The organism is Hylemonella gracilis str. Niagara R (assembly GCF_000600295.1).
In the GTDB taxonomy this organism is placed as follows: Bacteria; Pseudomonadota; Gammaproteobacteria; order Burkholderiales; family Burkholderiaceae_C; genus Hylemonella; species Hylemonella gracilis_A.
The window spans coordinates 1098706-1116231 of sequence record NZ_JEMG01000001.1 but is presented as its reverse complement, the minus strand read 5'-3'; the positions used below and the strand labels follow the sequence as shown (position 1 = coordinate 1116231).

Genomic DNA, 17526 nt, shown 5'->3' with positions numbered 1-17526 from the left:
GGCGCAGCGTATCGACAGGACAAGGCCCCGCCGCTACAGTGGCGGCGCAGCACGGGAGCCCTTGCACCTTGAACTTGGATCTCTACACGCAGTACTACTTCTTCGGCGTCATCGACCTGATGCAGGGCGTCAGCCTGTACCTGCTCTGGCGCCGGGAGAAACAACCCTACCTGATGCTGTGGGCACTGGGGTTCGGCGTCAGCGCCGCGGGTTTCCTGCTGATCACCCTGCGCCAGACCCCGCTGACGCCGCTGGCCCTCATCATCGGTAGCGCCACCCTGGTCACCCTGGGCCTGGCCTTGATGCACGCGGGGCAATGCGCCATCTTGCGCCAGCGCGAACTGCGAGGCCGTTTTCGGGACGCCCTGCGCTGGAGTTGGCCTTACACGCTCGCCGCCATCGAACCCCTGGCGCTGTGGCTGGCCCGTGCCGACGCCGACCGGCTGACCCAGGTGCATTCCGCTGTGCTGTGCCTGATCGCGGTCTTCGGACTGACGGCGCTGGCACGGGCCCGCTACCAGTCCGAACAGATCACCCGGCTCGGCCACAGCCGTCGCGACCCCGTGATCTTCTGGACACTGCTCATCGTGCTGATGGTCACGCGCGTCGTGATCGCGGAGAACTTCACCGAACTCTTCCTGCGATTCGAAGGACTGATCTACGGACTGCTGGCGCTGCAAGTGCTGGGCATGGTGGCGGCGCATGTGGGCCTGTTCGCGGCCTTCATGAACATGCACATGGCGGCACTGAACGCGGAGCTACGCACGCGCTCCGCCGCACTGGAAATAAGCCTGGAACAACTGCGCTGGATCAGCGAGACCGACGCCCTGACCGACTTGCCCAACCGGCGCAAGTTCAACGAGACGCTGGCCACAGAATGGGCGCGCGCCACGCGACGCGGGCAGCCTCTGGCCTTGCTGATGATCGACATCGACCACTTCAAGACCTACAACGACCACTACGGCCACCCCCAAGGCGACCGCTGCCTGGAACGCGTGGCCCGCATCCTGCGTGCCGCCGCGCAACGCCCCGGTGATCTGGCCGCGCGTTACGGCGGCGAGGAATTCGCCCTCATCCTGCCGGAAACGGACACCGCGGGCGGGGAACAATTGGCGCTAAAAGTCCTGGACGCCGTGCGGGCGCAGCGCATTCCGCACGCAGCAACGCCGCTCCCAGGCGGCATCGTGACCCTCAGCATCGGAGTGGCCGCCTACAACCCCGTGAGGAGCGGCTTGCGCTGGGAGGACACCTCCAGCAAGGCCACAAGCGGGCCGCCCGGCGGCACGGCCCAGATGGAGCAGCTCATCAAGCGCGCCGACGCGGCGCTGTATGAAGCCAAGCGCCGGGGCCGCAACCGCCTGGCCGTGGCAATCGAGGAAATGGCGGTGGCCTGAAGCCCGCACCTTGGCGGGCGCAAGCCCGCAAGCGCCTTCAGGTCTTGGGCAGGGTCACGCCGCTTTGGCCCTGGTACTTGCCGCCCCGGTCCTTGTAGCTGGTCTCGCAAACCTCGTCGCTCTCGAAGAACAGCACCTGGGCACAGCCCTCGCCCGCGTAAATCTTGGCTGGCAGTGGCGTGGTGTTGCTGAATTCCAGTGTCACGTATCCCTCCCACTCCGGCTCGAAAGGCGTGACGTTGACGATGATGCCGCAGCGCGCATAGGTGCTCTTGCCCAGGCAGATCGTCAGCACACTGCGCGGGATGCGGAAATACTCGACCGTGCGTGCCAGTGCGAAACTGTTGGGCGGGATGATGCAGACATCGCTTTCGATGTCCACGAAGCTCTTCTCGTCGAAGTTCTTCGGGTCGACCACGGTGCTGTGGATGTTGGTGAATACCTTGAACTCGCGCGCGCAGCGGATATCGTAGCCGTAGCTGCTGGTGCCATAGCTCACGATTCTTTGCCCGTCGGCTGCGTGCTTGACCTGACCCGGCTCGAAGGGCTCGATCATCCCGTGCTGCTCGGCCATGCGGCGGATCCATTTGTCGCTCTTGATGCTCATGGGGTGTTCCTGAAATTGGGGTGGGATTGTAGGTGGGACGCTACTGGTCCCCACGGCTAGGCCCGCCTTGCGCCCGGGGCCACCGAGTCTCAGCGCACCACGAACAGCCCCACCATCAGCTCGCGCAGCCAGCGGTTGGCCGGGTCAGCCTCGAAACGGCGGCTCCAGTGCAGGGAGACGGTGAAGTCGCGCAGCGGGAACGGCGGCTCGATCAGCGCGTAACCCTGCGCGGCAAAGCCCCGGGCGATGTTGCGCGGCATGACCAAGGCCAGGTCGGTCACGGCCACGATGCCCGGCAGAGCCATGAAATGCTCGGCGGTCAGGCGGATGCGGTCTTCCAGCTTGAGCCCCTGCAGGATGCGCAGCGTGTCCGCATGGGTCCGCCCGGCCACGAACTCCAGCGTGCGCAGGGCCTCCAGCAGGGCCGCGCCCTTTTTGCGTTGAGCCACGACCAGGAAGGGATGGCCCGCGCGCAGCATGACGATGTAGCGGTCCTGCAGCAGTTGCACGCGCTGGGTGTCTTTCACCATGGGGAGGAAGCCAAAGGCGAAGTCGATGCGGCCCTCGTCCAACGCCGTGCCGATCTCGCCGCGCGGCAGCGGCAAGGTCTGCACCCGCACGCCGGGCGCGCGCTCGCGCAGCGTGGTGATCAGCTCGGGCAGGAAACGGCTTTCGCCCATGTCGCTCATGTGCAGGCGAAAGGTGCGCGTGGACTGGCGCGGGTCAAAAGCCGCGCTTTCATTGAGTGCTGCTTCCAGCGTGCCCAGGGCCTGCCGGACCGCGCCGGCCAGCCGGTCGGCGCGCGCCGTGGGCTTGACACCGCCCGCCCGACGCTCGAACAAGGCATCGCCCAACAGCAGGCGCAGACGACCCAGCCCGTGGCTGGCCGCGGGCTGGGTCAGGCCCACGGCCTCGGCCGCGCGGCTGACGCTGCCCAGGCGGTAGGTGGCGTCGAACAGGCGCAGCAGGTTGAGGTCCAGCTCGTTGATATGCATGTCGCTCATATTACATATCTCGCAGATGCTATTGAAGAATGAAACGACAGGCACGACACTGCCGCAGGTTTCAGGCCCGGTGCCTGTAGACAAACAACAAAGAACGCACGAGGAGACCCACGCGTGGAAGTTTCATTCAGCCAGGAAATCAAGTCCCTGGCGCTGGGGCAAGGCCAGACCTTCCATGGCGAGGGCATCCTGGCCATCACCAAGGCGCTGCTGCAATCCGGCGTGTCCTATGTGGGCGGTTACCAGGGCGCGCCGGTCTCGCACCTGCTGGACGTGATGGTGCAGGCCAAGGGCTACATGGACGAACTCGGCGTGCACGTCGAGGCCTGCTCCAACGAAGCCTCGGCCGCCGCCATGCTGGGCGCCTCCATCCATTACCCGCTGCGCGGCGCCGTGACCTGGAAGTCCATCGTCGGCACCAATGTCGCGGCCGACGCGCTGTCCAACCTGGCCTCGCCAGGCGTGACAGGCGGCGTGCTCATCGTCGTCGGCGAGGACTACGGCGAGGGCGCCAGCGTGATCCAGGAACGCACGCACGCCTATGCGCTCAAGTCCGGCATGGTGCTGCTGGACCCGCGCCCCGACCTGCAATGCATGGTGGACATGGTGGAGCACGGTTTCGCGTTGTCCGAAGCGTCCAACATGCCGGCCATCCTGGAATTGCGCATCCGCGCCTGCCACGTGCGGGGCAGCTTCGCGGCGCGCGACAACCGGGCGCCCCGCATCTCCACCCGCGCGCTGATGGAAGAGCCGGCAACCTTCAATTACGACCGCCTGGCCCACCCGCCCGTGACCTTCCGCCATGAAAAGCTCAAGATCGAGCAACGCCTGCCGGCCGCGCGCGCCTACGTGCGCCAGCACCAGCTCAATGAACTTTTTCCCGGCAAGCACAGTGATCTGGGCATCGTCGTGCAGGGCGGTCTCTACAACACCCTGATCCGCACCTTGCAGCAGTTCGGGCTGGCCGACGCCTTCGGCCGCAGCGACGTCCCGCTGATGGTCCTCAACGTGACCTACCCGCTGGTGCCCGAGGAGTTGACAGAATTCTGCGTCGGCAAGCGCGCCGTGCTCATGGTCGAGGAAGGCCAGCCCGAGTACATCGAGCAGGAACTCGCCACGATGCTGCGCCGCGCCGACATCCAGACCCCGCTGCATGGCAAGGACATGCTTTCGATGGCTGGCGAGTATTCGGCCGAGGTCATGGCCAGCGGCCTGGAGAATTTCCTGAGGCGGTACCGCAATGAGCTGCTGCCCGCGGCCGTGCCCGAATGGCTGGCCGGCAACCGCGAACGGCGCACCGCAATCGCCCGCGAGATCGCCAAGGACGGCGGCCAGCCCCTGCCAGGCCGCCCGCCGGGCATGTGCATCGGCTGCCCCGAGCGCCCCGTGTTCTCGGCGCTGAAGATCGCGCAGCAGCAGGTGGGCGATGTGCACATCGCGGGCGACATCGGCTGCCACGCACTCGCCACCTTCGAGCCTTTCTCTTTCGGCCACTCCATCCTGGGCTACGGCATGTCGCTGGCCAGCCGTGCCGGTGTCTCACCCATGATGAATCGGCGCGTGCTCTCGGTCATGGGCGACGGTGGCTTCTGGCACAACGGCCTGCTGACCGGCGTGCAGAGTGCGCTGTTCAACGGTGACGACGCGGTGCTGCTGATCTTCAAGAACGGCTACACCTCGGCCACCGGCACGCAGGACATCATCTCCACCCCCGATGACGAAGCCAAGACCAGCGCCAGCGACAAGCGCGCCAGCGTGGTCCACACCAACCAGACCATCGAGAGCACGCTCAAGGGCCTGGGCGTGCAGTGGTTGCGCACCGTCACGACCTACGAGGTCGACAACGTGCGCAAGACCCTGGTGGATGCCTTCACCTCCGACTTCAACGGCCTCAAGGTCATCGTGGCCGAGGGTGAATGCCAGCTCGAACGCCAGCGCCGCATCAAGCCCTGGCTGGCGGGCCTGCTGAAAAAAGGCCAACGTGTCGAACGCGTGAAGTACGGCGTGGACGAAGACGTCTGCAACGGCGACCACGCCTGCATCCGGCTCTCGGGCTGCCCCACGCTCACGCTCAAGGACAACCCCGACCCCCTGAAAGTAGACCCCGTGGCGACCGTGATCGACGGTTGCGTGGGCTGCGGGCTCTGCGGCGCCAACGCGCATGCGGCCACGCTCTGTCCTTCCTTCTATCGGGCAGAAGTGGTGCAGAACCCTCATTGGCACGAGCGGCTGCTGGCATCGGTGCGGCGGTCCGTCGTGCGGGTCTTGCAGCCAGCTTGAACCTGACCCGAGACCAAAGACATGACCCAACAACCCATATCCCTCCTCCTCTGCGCCCTCGGCGGCGAAGGCGGCGGTGTGCTGACCGAATGGCTGGTCGGAACGGCGCGTCACGCCGGCTACCCCGTGCAGGCCACTTCCATCCCGGGCGTGGCCCAGCGCACGGGCGCGACGACTTATTACCTCGAGGTCTTTCCCACCCTCCAATCCGAGCTGAAGGGGCTGCGCCCCGTGCTGGGCCTCTACCCCATGCCCGGCCGGCTGGACGCTCTGGTTTCCAGCGAGTTGTTGGAAACGGTACGTCAGCTCAGCCTGGGCCATGCCAGCCGTGATCGCACGCTGGTGATCAGCTCCACCGCGCGCACGCTGACCACGGCGGAGAAGATGCAGCTGGGCGATGGCCGGCGCGACACAGCGCGGCTCGCGCAGTTGATCGCCGCGCACAGCCAGACCCACCACCTGATCGACATGGCCGAGCTCACCCGCCAGGCGGGCACCGTGGTCAGCGCCGTTTTGCTGGGCTGCATCGCGGCCAGTGGCTTGCTGCCCATGAAGCGCGCGGACTATGAACAGGTCATCGGCGGCGTAGGCAGCATGGCACTAGCCAGCCTGCGTGGTTTCGCCCTGGGCTTCGAGGCCGTGAGCGCGCAACGACAGCAGGTGAACTACATCAGCCAGGTGCTGAGCGCGCCGCCCGCCCCGTCCCCCGATGTCGCGGCGGCCGCGCAGGCCGTGCCCGCCCCGCCGACCGACGTGGCGGCACGTTTCCCGTCCACGCTGCACGCGCTCATCACGCTGGGCTGCGCGCGCCTGACCGAATACCAGAACACCGCTTATGCACGGCGCTACATCGATCGCCTGCAGGCGGTGCTGGAGGCCGAGCGTCAGAGCGACCCACAAGGTCGGCGCGGCTGGGCCGTCACCCGCGAGATGGCGCGCTGGCTGGCACTGTGGATGGCCTTCGACGACATCGTGCGCGTGGCCGACCTCAAGAGCCGCGCCAGCCGCTGGCAACGCGTGATCGGCGAAGTCAAGGCCGAGGATGAAGACCTGCTCAAACTCTACGACCACTTCAAGCCTGGCGTGCCCGAGTTCGCAGCCCTGCTGCCGCAGCGCCTGGCCCAGCGCTTGCTGGCCTGGGACCGCAGCCGCATGCTCGCGGGCAAGACGCCCTGGGCCCTGCCGCTCAAGATCGGCACGCACACCGTGACGGGCATGCTGGCCCTGCGCCTGCTGGCCCGGCTCAGGTGGCTGCGCCCGCATGGCAGCCGCTTCATCACCGAGCAGGCCCTGATTGACGAATGGCTGACCGCCGTCACGCAGCAAACGGCGCACCACTGGGACAGCGGCTTCGAGATCGCCCAATGCGGCCGCCTGATCAAGGGCTATGGCAGCACCAACGAACGCGGCAAGGACAATCTGCTGCACGTCGTGCGACATCTGGCGGCGGCCCCGCATTTCGCCGACGGCACGGCGCGCGCGGCCGCCATCGCCGCTGCGCGTCTAGCCGCGCTGTCCGACGATGCCGGGCAAGCCCTGGACCAGACCCTGAAGCAGCACGGCGCACCGGCAAGACCGCTGAAAGCGCAACCCATACGCTGGGTGCGCAAGCCGGCGATGAAAAAAACCACCTGATGCAGAACCAACGATTTTTTCAACGAGGAGACACCAGCATGACATCCCCATCCACCTCCACCCTGCGCCGCGCGCTGCTGGTCACCAGCGTCGCCATCGGCGGCCTGACCCTGGGCCTGCTGCCCCAACAGGTGGCCGCCCAGGCCTACCCGAACAAGCCGGTCAAGGTCATCGTGACCTTCCCGCCCGGTGGCGTGGCCGACACGCTGGGCCGCCTGGTCACGGCGCCGCTACAGGACGCTCTGGGACAGCCTGTGGTGGTGGAAAACCGCGCTGGCTCGGGCGGCAACATCGGCGGCGACGCGGTCGCCAAATCGCCGGCCGACGGCTACACCCTGCTCATGGGCTCGGGCGGCCTGGTGTCGGTGAATCCGCACATCTACGAGCGCATGCCCTTCAACCCGACCAAGGACATCGTGCCCGTGGCCGCGGTCGCGCGCGTGGCCGTGTTCCTGGTGGTGCGCAAGGACCTGCCGGTCAACAACGCCCAGGAATTCGTTGCCTACCTCAAGGCCAACCCAGGCAAGCTGTCCTACGGCTCACCGGGCAACGGCAGCTCGCCGCACCTGGCCGGTGAAATGTTCAAGAGCATGACGGGCACCGACGCCCTGCATGTGCCCTACAAGGGCGCGGCCCCGGCGCTGAACGACCTGCTGGCCGGCCAGATCGACTTCTCCTTCGACCCGGGCATCGCCCTGCCGCATGTGCAGGCGGGCAAGCTCAAGCTGTTGGCCGTGGGCAGCCCGCACCGCGTGGCCATCGTGCCCGACACGCCCACCGTGGACGAAGCCACGGGCCTGAAAGGCTTCGACGCCGACAGCTACTTCGGTTTCTATGCCCCGGCCGGCACGCCCGCCGCCGTCGTCACGCGCCTGAACACCGAAATCAACAAGATTCTGGGCACCACCGCCGTGAAGGAGCGCATCAACGCCGTGGGCGGCGCCGCCGCGCCCATGACGCCCAAGCAGTTCGCCGCCAAGGCGGACGAAGACTCCAAGCGCTTCGGCAAGCTGATCCGCGAACGCGGCATCAAGGGCGACTAAGAAATGTTGGCCCCCACGCTCCGCCGTTGCACGGGTCGCTGCCCCCAAGCACAGGCCTGTCCTGCGCTTCGCTTGGAATCGGGGCCGTCGCCCGCCTTGGGGCGGCCCCGCAGCGACCGGTGAGTGCAAGCATGTCGAAAACGGTCACTTACCTCCAGCGCGTCGAGTTCGGCGATTGCGACCCGGCGCGTATCGTCTGGTTCCCCAACTTCTTCCGTTGGATCGATGCGGCTTCGCGCCATTTCTTCATCGAATGCGGGGTGCCGCCCTGGCACGAGACCGAACAGGCCACGGGCCTGATCGGCACGCCGCTGGTCGACACCCATGCGCGCTTCGTCAAGACGGCCAGCTATGGCGATGTGCTGCACATCCGCGTGCAGGTGGCCGAATGGCGTGAGAGGAGTTTTGTGCAGCGCTACCGCATCGAACGCATGAAACCTGACACGACCACCGCGGAGATGGACCTCATCATGGAATGCGACGAGGTCCGCATCTTCGCGGCGCGTCGCGAGGACGGCGAGGGCATCCGGGCCATTCCCATTCCGGCTGACATCCGGGCGCTGTGCAGTTGAGGACAGCCCCCGGACAGCCACGCAATCTGGCCGCATGCGAGGCCGCCTTCCGAGGCGAGCGGCGGCCTGCGCGCCCCTGACTTGCCCGCGCCTTGCATGGGTGGTACCAGCGCAACGGCAAGACCGTCCAGATCAGCAGCGGCGACACCCCGCCCCCGCCCCCGCCCCGCGCACGCGCACGCGTACGCGGCAAGACCGCTGTCGTGCTATCTTGGACGGCCCCTCGCCTTCCCCAGCACGCTGACGCACGCCATGAACGCCGAACCCTCGCCAGGCCACCTCCTGCTGGCTCGTCTGGATGAACTCGCCCAGCAGCAGAACGCCTTGCCCTGCCTGTGCGTGCGCGCCCTTCAGGCCCACCACATCAAGGCCGTGGACATCACCGGCCCCATGCTGGTGATTCCGCTGCGCGGGGTCAAGCGCTGCCGCGAGGGCGATGACTGGCTGCGCGTCGAGCCAGGCCAGATGCTGCTGGTGCCGGGCGCGCGCAGCCTGGACGTGGAGAACATTCCGGACAGCGGCACCGGCGACTATTCGGCCATCACCATCGCCATCGAGCCCGCAACGCTGGAAGCGGCGCGTCAGTTGCTGCACGGCCGCGCTTTCGCAGAACCCGGTCCCGTGGCCACGCTGGCCCTGGACGATGTGGCGCTGGCCTTGCTGCACTGGGTGGACGCGCTGCTGGCAGGCGAAACCGTTTTCGCCTGCCACGCGATGGCCGGTGTGGTGCTGCGCCTGCACACGCTGGGTTTCGGCAGCCTGCTGGCGCCAGTGACACCCAGCCTGGCCGAGCAGATCCGCGCCATGGTCGTGGCCGATCCGGCACGGGAATGGAGTTCAGGCGACATCGAACAAATCCTCGGACTCAGTGGCGCCACCCTGAGGCGCCAACTCGCCGCTGCCGGCACCTCCTTGCGCGCGCTCATCACCGGCGCACGCCTGGCCCAGGCGCTGACATTGCTGCAAAGCACCCGCCTGCCGGTGAAATCGGTGGCCATGCGTGTCGGTTACGCCTCGACCGCCAGTTTCAGCAAGCGTTTCACGCAGCGTTATGGCGTGGAGCCTTCGCGCGTCGGCAGCCCCTGAACGGATCGCGCGCGATTCTGAGCGCTTCGCGTCGACACGCTTGCCTACACTGATTTCAGCAGCTTCCGCTGCCACTCCTTCTTGAGATTGAAATCAGACATGCATACACCCATCCTTCTCCTGCGTCGCGGCCTGCTGGCCCTCGGCCTCGCTCTGTCTACCCTGAGCCTGCACGCGGCACCGCCTGCTCAGAACACCCAGGTGCCGGGGTATTACCGTCATGCCATCGGCAACTTCGAAGTGACAGCGCTGTACGACGGCTTCGTTGACCTCGGCACGCCCCTGCTCAAGGGCTTGCGCGCCGACCAGATCCAAAGCCTGCTGGCGCGCATGTTCATCGACAGCAGCCAGGGCGTGCAGACCGCGGTCAACGCCTACCTCGTGCACACCGGCGAGCACCTGGTGCTGGTCGATGCCGGCGCGGCCAGCTGCTTCGGCCCCAGCCTGGGCCAGGTGCAGGACAACATCCGCGCCGCCGGTTACCAGCCTGAGCAGGTGGATGCGGTGCTGCTGACCCACCTGCACCCCGATCACCTCTGCGGCGTGCTCGACAAGCGCGGCCAGGCCGCCTTCCCCAAGGCCACGCTCTGGGCCGCGCAACAAGACATCGCCTTCTGGCTGGACGAGAAAACAGCCAACGCGGCGCCGAAGGACAACCAACCGTTCTTTCGCATGGCCATGGACGCGGTGCGCCCGTATCAGAGCGCCGGACGCCTGCGCAGCTTCCAGGCTGGCGACACCTTGCTGCCCGGGGTGAGCGTGGTCGGCACACCGGGCCACACGCCCGGCCACAGTTCCTACCTGTTCAGCTCCGGCACGCGCAAGCTGCTGGTCTGGGGCGACATCGTCCACAGCCACGCCGTGCAATTCAGACACCCGGAGGTGTCGCTGGAGTTCGACGTGAACCAGGCGCAGGCCATCACCACGCGCAAGGCCCTGTTCCAGCGCGCGAGCGAAGCGGGTTGGGCCATCGCCGGTGCCCACCTGCCCTTCCCGGGTCTGGGGCATGTGCGCAAGGACCCTCAGGGTTACGCCTGGGTGCCGGTGGAATTCGGCCCGATCCGCGGCGATCGCTGATACGGCCTGGCCCGGCGAGGCAACTGAGCGAGCCTGCCACGAGCGCGCGCGGGGCTTGGTCGATGAACAGGCGAGGCGTTTGCTATTTCAAGCGCCAGACGCGCGAGCTCGTCGGTGTCTCCCTGCGCACACGCACCTTGATGCCCGCGCAGTCGATGCCATAGGTTTCGTGCTGCAGGCGAGCGGCCGTGCGATGGTCCACCAGCACGCTGTCCCCCACCTCCATGCGCATCAACAGCTCGATGCGTTGCACGCGTGCGCTGGCGATCACTGTGCGCATTGGCACGTTGTGCTCGATCGGCACGCGGGCGAGGTCGGTCGTGCGGGTGAGCCCGGCACGTGTCGGATTGGCCGTTGCCACTGGGAGCAGGTCAGGCCAGGGCGAACGCTTGGGCATCTTGGCCACGAGGGTCAGAGGGGGCTCGGGTGGATTCATCTCGGGGTCTCCACGATCAATAGCCAAAGCCAGAGCACGCTGCCAAAGGCCAGCACGGATGCACCCAGCAGCTTCGCCATCCAGACCGCGACCAGACGCTTGCGAAACGGCGGCTTGCGCTGCGGCGAATCCCAACGCGCCACGAAGGAACAGCCCCTGCAGGGCGGTCTGCGCTGCTGGCAGATCCCCAGGAAGTCGCAAGGGCTGCGACGCAATGGAAAAATGATCGAAAGGCGTCTGGCCATGCTTCATCTCCTTGGTCGGCGGAGGGGTTGTGCGTCGTGGGCAGTGTTTCCCGACGCGCGCCCAAAGTCTGTGCGCTATCGAACACAGACGACCAAGGGCTTGCGCGAAGGGTGTCCCGGACCCGGGGACTCAGGGCAGCAGCCGGTCGTAGGCCGCGGCATCCTTGGCGTAACAGCTGCAAGCGGCGGCCTCCAGGCCAGGGCGGTCGAGCACCGACAGGAAACCATGGTGGTATTTGATCAAGCCGTCACGCTGCAAACTGCTCGCCGCCTTGGTGATGCCGACGCGACGAACGCCCAGCAGATAGGCCATGAACTCGTGCGTCATATGGAAGCTGTCCGCATGCGAACGGTCCTGGCTCATGAGCAACCAGCGCGCGAGCCGCGGACTGACCTGGTGGAAATGCACGCACACCGCCTGGTTGCCCAGCTGCGTCATGCGCACATGCAGATAACGCTGCACGATACGGACCAGCGCGGTGCTGTCATGCAATTGCTGGCGAAACATGCTGGTCTTCATCTGCCAGGTCGCTCCCGGCCCCTGCACCAAGCCATGGAAAGGCGCCAGGGACTCGCCCAGCAGCAGATGCTCACCCAGCATGCCTTCACTGCCGATCATGCCGACCTCCAGGCTGGGCCGCCCTTCATTGCTCGCGATCAAGGAGATGAAGCAATCGACCGGGAAGTAGACATGGCGCATCGCTTGCCCGGACTCACAAAGCACCTCGGACAGTTGCACATCGATCGACTGGCATCCCGCCATGAATTGAGCCCGATCCTTGCGCGGCAGTGATTGGATCAGACGGTTTCCAGAGCTTTTCATACGGACTTTCGTGAGGTTGAGAACCGGCGAAAGTCACGACACGCGCATCACCAAACGCCACCAAGACCTAGGCCAAACAGCCCACAGTACAGTAGAAAACCACGCTTGACTGTGTTGCAACACACACAGGACCGGAATGCATGACGGAATGCACCTCAGGCTGTGCCCGGGACCAGTAGCAAGGGCCCGGCACGCGTCAACTCGGCATGACGGGCGGCAGCAGGCGGTCGTATTCCTTCTTGACGACGCCATAACATTCGCAGGCCATCCGCTCAAGACCAGGACGGTCCAGCACCTCGATGTGCCCGCGCGAATAACGGATCAAACCCATCCGCTGCAGCTTGTTCGCGTTTTCGGTCACGCCTTCGCGTCGCACGCCCAGCATGTTGGAAATCAACTCCTGGGTCATGTACAGATGGGGCGTGGACAGGCGATCCAGGCTGACCAGCAGCCAACGGCAGAGCTGCTGCTCCACGGAATGGTGCCGATTGCAGACGGCGGTCTGGGAAATCTGCGCGATGAGCGCTTGGGCGTAGCGCAGCATCAGGTGCATGACGGAGAGAGAACGGTTGAACTCTTCCTTGATGACGTTGGCCCTGAGGCGGAAGGCCTGTCCGGCGCTCTGCACCACGCCCCGGCTGGGCGAGGTTTCCCCGCCGAGAAACAGCGCGATGCCGACGATGCCCTCGAAACCCACGATGGCAATCTCCGCTGAAGAACCGTTTTCCGTGACGTACAGCAGGGAGACGATGGCCGACGTGGGGAAATACACATTAGCCTGCGCATGGCCGGATTCATAGATCACCTGGCCGAGTTTCAACTCGACAGGTTCCAGCAGGGGCCACCAACGCAGCCATTCCTCGGCGGGCAAAGCGGCCAACAGCTGATTGCTCAGAGGGTCACGCGGGTCCATGGTCACACCTCCCAATTGGCCAGTTCCTGAAATCAAGCGCTGCGCCAAACCGGTTGGAAGTGCAAGCATTCAAGCGGCGGGCATGACCCATTATGTGCGCTAGCGCACACAAGAGCCAGAAAGCTCCACACCGCCGCCGGCAGACGGCGGTGCCCCTATTGCCGCGTGGTCGTCATTTCTTGTTTCCGTCGATCCACGAATCACTGAACAGGCGTTGCCATTCGCTGATCTGCTTCTCCGCGGCATCCTTGCCCAGGCTGTAGTGCTGCTGGATCTTTCCGGCCAATTGCTCGCGTTTACCGGAAATGACCTTGAGGTCGTCGTCCGTCAGCTTGCCCCACTGCTCCTTGACCTTGCCCGTGACTTGTTTCCAGTTGCCTTCAATGCGATCCCAGTTCATGTTGTTTCCTTGCTTGATATGTGACAAAAAATCTCCGACCAGCCTCTGCCGTTCACGGACGAACTGAGATTTCATTCTTCACGGCCTTCACGCCCTTGACATTGCGGGCGATGCTTTCCGCCGTGCTCTTTTCCGTCGCGTTCTTGGCGAAACCCGAAAGCTGGACGACGCCGTTCAGGGTTTCCACGCTGATGCTCGATGCGTCGACCTGTCTGTTGTCGACGAAACGCGCCTTGATGGAAGTGGTGATCGCCGAGTCGTCGATGTACGCGCCGACGGTTTCCTGGCCTCGGGTGACGGCGCAGCCGGACACGAGCAGCAGGGTGAGGGTGATCGCGACAGTGGCCATCGCGTTCTTGTTTTTCATGATGATTTCCTTGGGTTGGTTGAAACAAATGTCGTGCGGTCCGCCAGACTCAGTGGGCGAGCCAGGATTGCAGTTCCTCCGCATGCGCACGCTCCTCTTCCACGATCTCCTCCAGCAAACGCCGGGGAAATACGTCCTGCGCGTCCATCCAATGGACGATTTCCGCGTACTTGACGAGGAGGGCGCGCTGTGACTTCAAATGGGACGCGATCATCGACGGCAGGTCGTGGTGGTATTCATGGGTGGCGCGGCTCATGCGCATCACCAGATCGGGCGAATAGTCCAGGTCTCCGCCCAGCGCGGCGATGTACCGGGCCAGCTTGTAGGCATGGGCCAGTTCTTCATGGGTATGGAGCAGAAACTCAGCGGTCATCTGCGGCCGCATGCCAGTATCGGCCGACAGGTGGTTGTAGCGAATCACACACACCAGCTCCTTGATCAGGGAATCCTTGAGCAGCCGCAGGACCTGCTCTTTCACATCAATGACCTCGGGTCGGTGCACGGCGGGTACATCACCCGCGAAGTTGGATGCGAACCTTGCACGCATGAGAGGGGTCTCCTTCCGCAGAAGCCGATCGAAGTGATCAACGCAACGCAGACCTTAAAACGACGCGTGGGAAGCAGTCTGTTCGGTATCGAACATGAACAGGGTTGAAGTCCGACGGTCTGTTCTCACCGCTCTGTTCGATGGCGCACCGACCCGAAAAGTTCGAACCCCCATGCTGGGTGTCCATTCCCGAAGCTCATCCTCCAGCGCCGGGCCAATTGATTCTTTCCCCATGCAGGAATAGGAACACCCATGAATACGCTTTTGAAACCTCGAATCTCGCCCCCTGCCGCGCAAGGGATCCTGCGGTCCTTGCTTGTCATCTCCACGCTGATCCTGGCGGCCTGCGCATCGGGCCCGCCCGCGCCGACCGCGCAGCTGGCCGCTTCCTCGGCGGCGATCGATCAGGCGGTGGACGCTGGCGCCAGCGATCTGGCGCCATCCGAACTGAGCACTGCCCGCGACAAACTCGAACGCGCCTATCTCGCGATGAAAAACAACAACAACGTGCAGGCCCTGATCCTGGCCGAACAGGCACAGGTCGACGCCCAACTGGCCGTGACGCGCGCACGCACGGCCAAGGCGACACGGGCAACCCGATTGCAATGAACGGACACCGGGTCCGGCGCGAAGAAATCAGGCGCGACGAGCGCCAAACCACCCTAACGAGATCCTCCATGAAACACTTCTTATCCCTGTCTCTGAGCGCCGTGGCACTGGCCGCGCTGAGCGCCTGCAACATGATTCCGACCGACAAGACGCAGCTTGCGCTTGCACGCGACGCGAATGCGGCGGCCCACAACAATCCGCAAACCGTGGCGCTGGCTGCCAGCGAGCTGCAACTGGCGGATGCCGCCATGCGACGCGCCAATCAGGCAGAAGTCGCTCGCGAATCGAACGACACCGTGAACCACCTGGCCTACATGGCCCAGCAGCGCACGACCATCGCGCAGGAAGTGGGCCAGCAGAAATCCGCCGAACGGGGCCTGGCCGAAGCCAACGCCGCGCGGGACCGCCTGCAGCTCGAAGCTCGCACCCGCGAAGCGGACGCCGCGCGCCAGAACACCGTGACGGCGCAGAATCAGACACGCGACGCCGAGGCCCGCAACAGAGAGCTGCAGTCGCAGATCAGGGACCTGAACGCCCGGGCCACTCCCCGCGGCCTGGTCATCACCATCAACGATGTGCTGTTCACCTCCGGCCAAGCCGAACTCCGGGCGAGCAGCATGCGCAACATCGACAAGCTCGTGGTCTTCCTCCAGAACTATCCTCAGCGCAACGTTCTGATCGAGGGCTTCACCGACAGCACTGGCAGCGATGCGTTCAACATGGACCTCTCGCAACGGCGCAGCGCGGCTGTTCGCGCCAGCCTCATCGACAAAGGCGTGAAGCCCGAGCGCATCGCCGCGCGAGGTTATGGCGAATCTCATCCGATCGCCAACAACACCTCGTCCGGTGGACGGCAGTTGAACCGGCGCGTGGAGATCATCGTCTCCAACGACACCGAGGCGATTCCCCCGCGGTGATTGCACGCGACATACGAGGATCGGTGAATCGCAGGTCCACGTCCGCGCTATGTGCGCTTTCGAACAGTCAGATGTCGCGCCGAGTCTTAAGGTCGGAACTCATGCCAGCCGAGAAAGCTCGGTGTCATGCCCTGGCTCCAGGACCCACCCAGCGGGACCGTTCAACCATCAACACTAGGTTTACACAATGACTCAATCACGATTCCTCCTCTCCGGCATCTGCGTGGCCCTCGCCACCCTGACCCTGGCGACAGGCGCCTCGGCGCAAAACAGCATGTACGACGACGGCAACAGCTACTTTGAGCTGACCACTGGCCGGACCCATTTCGGCCTCGGCGGCGGCAACGGCTTCTACCACTCGGACCACCTCGACCGGTCCTACGGCGTCGCCATGGGTCGCTACTTCCAATCCAGCAACCTGGGCATGGAACTCGGCTACACCGACTTCGGCGATGTCCATCGGCTCGGCCGCAGCACCGAGGCCCAGGGCATCAACCTGAGCCTGATCGGTCGGGCACAGCTCGGTAACGCCTTCAACGTTCTCGGCCAGATCGGCGGGGTGTATTCCCGCACGGATGTGTCGTCGCGGCCGGGTTCGGGCGCAAGCGACACGGGCACCGAGCATGGTCTGGACTGGACTTATGGCGTCGGACTGGAATACGTCTTCACGCGCCGCGTCTCCGGCGTGCTTCAGTACGACGGCTACCGGATGGACTTCGCGGACAAGGGGCGGGAACGCATCACGAACCTGGCCCTGGGCCTGCGTTATCTCTACTGATGAACTTGCGTCCTCCCGTGCGGGTCGGATTGGCCCGGCGTGGGAGGACGTTTCCCCGACTCGTTTCAAGGAATATGGTCATGTTTGAATCCCTCTCCCCTCCGAAGGAAAAACTCATCGGCGACGTGCATCAGGTGATCGAAGATGCCGAAGAACTGCTGCGCATGACGGCGAGCCAGGCCGGCGACGGCGTCGCGGCAGCCCGCGAGCGGATCCAGCAACGGCTACGCTCGGCCAGGACCAAGCTGACTGAATTGCAGGACGCCGCTGTGGATCAGGTCAAGGCGGCCAGCGCGGCCACCGATGCATTCGTGCACCAGAACCCCTGGTCCTCGATCGGCATCGGCGCCGCCCTGGGCCTGGTCGTGGGATTGGTCGTCGCGCGCCGCCGCTGAACACCCAGGCATGACCGCGCCTCCCAAAAGCCCGGGCCTGTTTGCCTCGACACGCCAGTTGCTCGACACGGCGCTGGAATGCGTGCAAGTCCGGCTGGCCCTGATCAGCAACGAAGTCGAGCAGGAAAAACTGCGCCTCTTCGATGGCCTGCTCTGGGCTGGTCTGGGCCTGATGCTGCTCAGCCTGGGCACGCTGCTGCTGGCAGCCTTTCTGGTCGTTCTGTTCTGGGACAGCCATCGGCTGCAAGCCCTGGGCATTCTGACCGTCCTGTTCCTGGGCTCGGGCGGCGGCTTGCTCTGCGTTGCGCAGGCACGCTTGCGCAAACCCGGCGGCCTGTTCAGCGGCAGCGCCGAAGAACTGCTGCGCGACCGCATCGCGCTGCGCGAGAAAGAGTGAG

At 65.1% G+C, this 17526-nt stretch carries 21 protein-coding genes; 12 read left to right on the top strand and 9 right to left on the bottom strand.

Annotation, left to right across the window (positions count from 1 at the left end; translation table 11 throughout):
* Window positions 1–68: 68 nt before the first annotated feature.
* Window positions 69–1394 carry a diguanylate cyclase gene (locus AZ34_RS17550; protein WP_197026502.1) on the top strand — a complete coding sequence of 442 codons (1326 nt, stop codon included), beginning with the start codon at window positions 69–71 and terminating at the stop codon, window positions 1392–1394.
* Window positions 1395–1431: 37 nt separating this feature from the next.
* Here the strand turns inward: AZ34_RS17550 and dcd are convergent, their stop codons facing one another.
* Both dcd and AZ34_RS05105 read right to left on the bottom strand, forming a co-directional pair.
* Window positions 1432–2001 (bottom strand): dCTP deaminase, encoded by a 570-nt coding sequence (dcd, locus tag AZ34_RS05110; protein WP_035605519.1) that lies wholly within the window; start codon window positions 1999–2001, stop codon window positions 1432–1434.
* 89 nt (window positions 2002–2090) lie between these two features.
* On the bottom strand, window positions 2091–2996 hold the full coding sequence (locus AZ34_RS05105; protein ID WP_197026596.1) for a LysR family transcriptional regulator: 906 nt from the start codon (window positions 2994–2996) through the stop codon (window positions 2091–2093).
* 123 nt (window positions 2997–3119) lie between these two features.
* Between AZ34_RS05105 and AZ34_RS05100 the strand changes: the two genes are divergently transcribed.
* From AZ34_RS05100 to AZ34_RS05075, 6 genes are all read left to right on the top strand, one after another.
* Window positions 3120–5285, top strand: coding sequence for an indolepyruvate ferredoxin oxidoreductase subunit alpha (locus AZ34_RS05100; protein WP_035605513.1), 2166 nt, complete (start codon window positions 3120–3122; stop codon window positions 5283–5285).
* A 21-nt stretch (window positions 5286–5306) separates the two neighbouring features.
* Window positions 5307–6920, top strand: coding sequence for an indolepyruvate oxidoreductase subunit beta family protein (locus AZ34_RS05095; protein WP_035605510.1), 1614 nt, complete (start codon window positions 5307–5309; stop codon window positions 6918–6920).
* A gap of 38 nt (window positions 6921–6958) precedes the next feature.
* Window positions 6959–7963: a Bug family tripartite tricarboxylate transporter substrate binding protein gene (locus AZ34_RS05090; protein ID WP_035610951.1), complete on the top strand. Its 1005-nt coding sequence runs from the start codon at window positions 6959–6961 to the stop codon at window positions 7961–7963.
* 131 nt (window positions 7964–8094) lie between these two features.
* Entirely contained in the window at window positions 8095–8535 is a 441-nt protein-coding gene (locus tag AZ34_RS05085; protein ID WP_035605507.1) for an acyl-CoA thioesterase, read from the top strand.
* A gap of 252 nt (window positions 8536–8787) precedes the next feature.
* On the top strand, window positions 8788–9621 hold the full coding sequence (locus tag AZ34_RS05080) for a helix-turn-helix transcriptional regulator (protein WP_035605503.1): 834 nt from the start codon (window positions 8788–8790) through the stop codon (window positions 9619–9621).
* A gap of 99 nt (window positions 9622–9720) precedes the next feature.
* Window positions 9721–10698 (top strand): MBL fold metallo-hydrolase, encoded by a 978-nt coding sequence (locus AZ34_RS05075; RefSeq protein ID WP_035605501.1) that lies wholly within the window; start codon window positions 9721–9723, stop codon window positions 10696–10698.
* Window positions 10699–10780: 82 nt separating this feature from the next.
* Here AZ34_RS05075 and AZ34_RS05070 read toward each other — a convergent pair whose 3' ends face one another.
* The 7 genes from AZ34_RS05070 to AZ34_RS05040 form a co-directional block, all read right to left on the bottom strand.
* A complete protein-coding gene (locus AZ34_RS05070) occupies window positions 10781–11134 on the bottom strand; it encodes a hypothetical protein (RefSeq protein ID WP_035605498.1) in 354 nt (117 codons plus the stop codon).
* Window positions 11131–11379: a hypothetical protein gene (locus AZ34_RS05065; RefSeq protein WP_035605496.1), complete on the bottom strand. Its 249-nt coding sequence runs from the start codon at window positions 11377–11379 to the stop codon at window positions 11131–11133. The genes AZ34_RS05070 and AZ34_RS05065 overlap by 4 nt, the downstream gene beginning before the upstream one ends.
* A gap of 130 nt (window positions 11380–11509) precedes the next feature.
* Window positions 11510–12202 carry a Crp/Fnr family transcriptional regulator gene (locus tag AZ34_RS05060; protein WP_035605493.1) on the bottom strand — a complete coding sequence of 231 codons (693 nt, stop codon included), beginning with the start codon at window positions 12200–12202 and terminating at the stop codon, window positions 11510–11512.
* Window positions 12203–12398: 196 nt separating this feature from the next.
* Window positions 12399–13115: a Crp/Fnr family transcriptional regulator gene (locus tag AZ34_RS05055; protein WP_035605490.1), complete on the bottom strand. Its 717-nt coding sequence runs from the start codon at window positions 13113–13115 to the stop codon at window positions 12399–12401.
* Window positions 13116–13287: 172 nt separating this feature from the next.
* Window positions 13288–13515 (bottom strand): CsbD family protein, encoded by a 228-nt coding sequence (locus AZ34_RS05050; protein WP_035605487.1) that lies wholly within the window; start codon window positions 13513–13515, stop codon window positions 13288–13290.
* 52 nt (window positions 13516–13567) lie between these two features.
* Window positions 13568–13882: a BON domain-containing protein gene (locus AZ34_RS05045; protein ID WP_035605484.1), complete on the bottom strand. Its 315-nt coding sequence runs from the start codon at window positions 13880–13882 to the stop codon at window positions 13568–13570.
* A 49-nt stretch (window positions 13883–13931) separates the two neighbouring features.
* Entirely contained in the window at window positions 13932–14429 is a 498-nt protein-coding gene (locus AZ34_RS05040; protein ID WP_051509543.1) for a ferritin-like domain-containing protein, read from the bottom strand.
* A 252-nt stretch (window positions 14430–14681) separates the two neighbouring features.
* On the opposite strand from AZ34_RS05040, the gene AZ34_RS05035 reads away from it, so the two are divergent.
* The 5 genes from AZ34_RS05035 to AZ34_RS05015 all read left to right on the top strand — a co-directional run bounded on the left by AZ34_RS05035 (window position 14682) and on the right by AZ34_RS05015 (window position 17525).
* Window positions 14682–15038, top strand: a complete 357-nt coding sequence (locus AZ34_RS05035) for a DUF4398 domain-containing protein (protein ID WP_155831724.1) — start codon at window positions 14682–14684, stop codon at window positions 15036–15038.
* A gap of 68 nt (window positions 15039–15106) precedes the next feature.
* Complete coding sequence (locus AZ34_RS05030; RefSeq protein WP_035610947.1) at window positions 15107–15955, top strand: OmpA family protein; 849 nt, start codon at window positions 15107–15109, stop codon at window positions 15953–15955.
* A 187-nt stretch (window positions 15956–16142) separates the two neighbouring features.
* Entirely contained in the window at window positions 16143–16733 is a 591-nt protein-coding gene (locus tag AZ34_RS05025; protein ID WP_035605481.1) for an outer membrane beta-barrel protein, read from the top strand.
* An 80-nt stretch (window positions 16734–16813) separates the two neighbouring features.
* Window positions 16814–17128 carry a DUF883 family protein gene (locus AZ34_RS05020; protein WP_155831723.1) on the top strand — a complete coding sequence of 105 codons (315 nt, stop codon included), beginning with the start codon at window positions 16814–16816 and terminating at the stop codon, window positions 17126–17128.
* A gap of 10 nt (window positions 17129–17138) precedes the next feature.
* Window positions 17139–17525, top strand: a complete 387-nt coding sequence (locus AZ34_RS05015; RefSeq protein WP_035605474.1) for a phage holin family protein — start codon at window positions 17139–17141, stop codon at window positions 17523–17525.
* Window position 17526: the final 1 nt, after the last annotated feature.

Coding starts and splice junctions, on each gene's coding strand:
- dcd (WP_035605519.1), bottom strand. CDS start 2,001: ATGAGCATCAAGAGCGACAAATGGATCCGCCGCATGGCCGAGCAGCAC.
- AZ34_RS05105 (WP_197026596.1), bottom strand. CDS start 2,996: ATGCATATCAACGAGCTGGACCTCAACCTGCTGCGCCTGTTCGACGCC.
- AZ34_RS05095 (WP_035605510.1), top strand. CDS start 5,307: ATGACCCAACAACCCATATCCCTCCTCCTCTGCGCCCTCGGCGGCGAA.
- AZ34_RS05090 (WP_035610951.1), top strand. CDS start 6,959: ATGACATCCCCATCCACCTCCACCCTGCGCCGCGCGCTGCTGGTCACC.
- AZ34_RS05085 (WP_035605507.1), top strand. CDS start 8,095: ATGTCGAAAACGGTCACTTACCTCCAGCGCGTCGAGTTCGGCGATTGC.
- AZ34_RS05080 (WP_035605503.1), top strand. CDS start 8,788: ATGAACGCCGAACCCTCGCCAGGCCACCTCCTGCTGGCTCGTCTGGAT.
- AZ34_RS05075 (WP_035605501.1), top strand. CDS start 9,721: ATGCATACACCCATCCTTCTCCTGCGTCGCGGCCTGCTGGCCCTCGGC.
- AZ34_RS05070 (WP_035605498.1), bottom strand. CDS start 11,134: ATGAATCCACCCGAGCCCCCTCTGACCCTCGTGGCCAAGATGCCCAAG.
- AZ34_RS05065 (WP_035605496.1), bottom strand. CDS start 11,379: ATGGCCAGACGCCTTTCGATCATTTTTCCATTGCGTCGCAGCCCTTGC.
- AZ34_RS05060 (WP_035605493.1), bottom strand. CDS start 12,202: ATGAAAAGCTCTGGAAACCGTCTGATCCAATCACTGCCGCGCAAGGAT.
- AZ34_RS05055 (WP_035605490.1), bottom strand. CDS start 13,115: ATGGACCCGCGTGACCCTCTGAGCAATCAGCTGTTGGCCGCTTTGCCC.
- AZ34_RS05050 (WP_035605487.1), bottom strand. CDS start 13,515: ATGAACTGGGATCGCATTGAAGGCAACTGGAAACAAGTCACGGGCAAG.
- AZ34_RS05045 (WP_035605484.1), bottom strand. CDS start 13,882: ATGAAAAACAAGAACGCGATGGCCACTGTCGCGATCACCCTCACCCTG.
- AZ34_RS05040 (WP_051509543.1), bottom strand. CDS start 14,429: ATGCGTGCAAGGTTCGCATCCAACTTCGCGGGTGATGTACCCGCCGTG.
- AZ34_RS05035 (WP_155831724.1), top strand. CDS start 14,682: ATGAATACGCTTTTGAAACCTCGAATCTCGCCCCCTGCCGCGCAAGGG.
- AZ34_RS05030 (WP_035610947.1), top strand. CDS start 15,107: ATGAAACACTTCTTATCCCTGTCTCTGAGCGCCGTGGCACTGGCCGCG.
- AZ34_RS05025 (WP_035605481.1), top strand. CDS start 16,143: ATGACTCAATCACGATTCCTCCTCTCCGGCATCTGCGTGGCCCTCGCC.
- AZ34_RS05020 (WP_155831723.1), top strand. CDS start 16,814: ATGTTTGAATCCCTCTCCCCTCCGAAGGAAAAACTCATCGGCGACGTG.
- AZ34_RS05015 (WP_035605474.1), top strand. CDS start 17,139: ATGACCGCGCCTCCCAAAAGCCCGGGCCTGTTTGCCTCGACACGCCAG.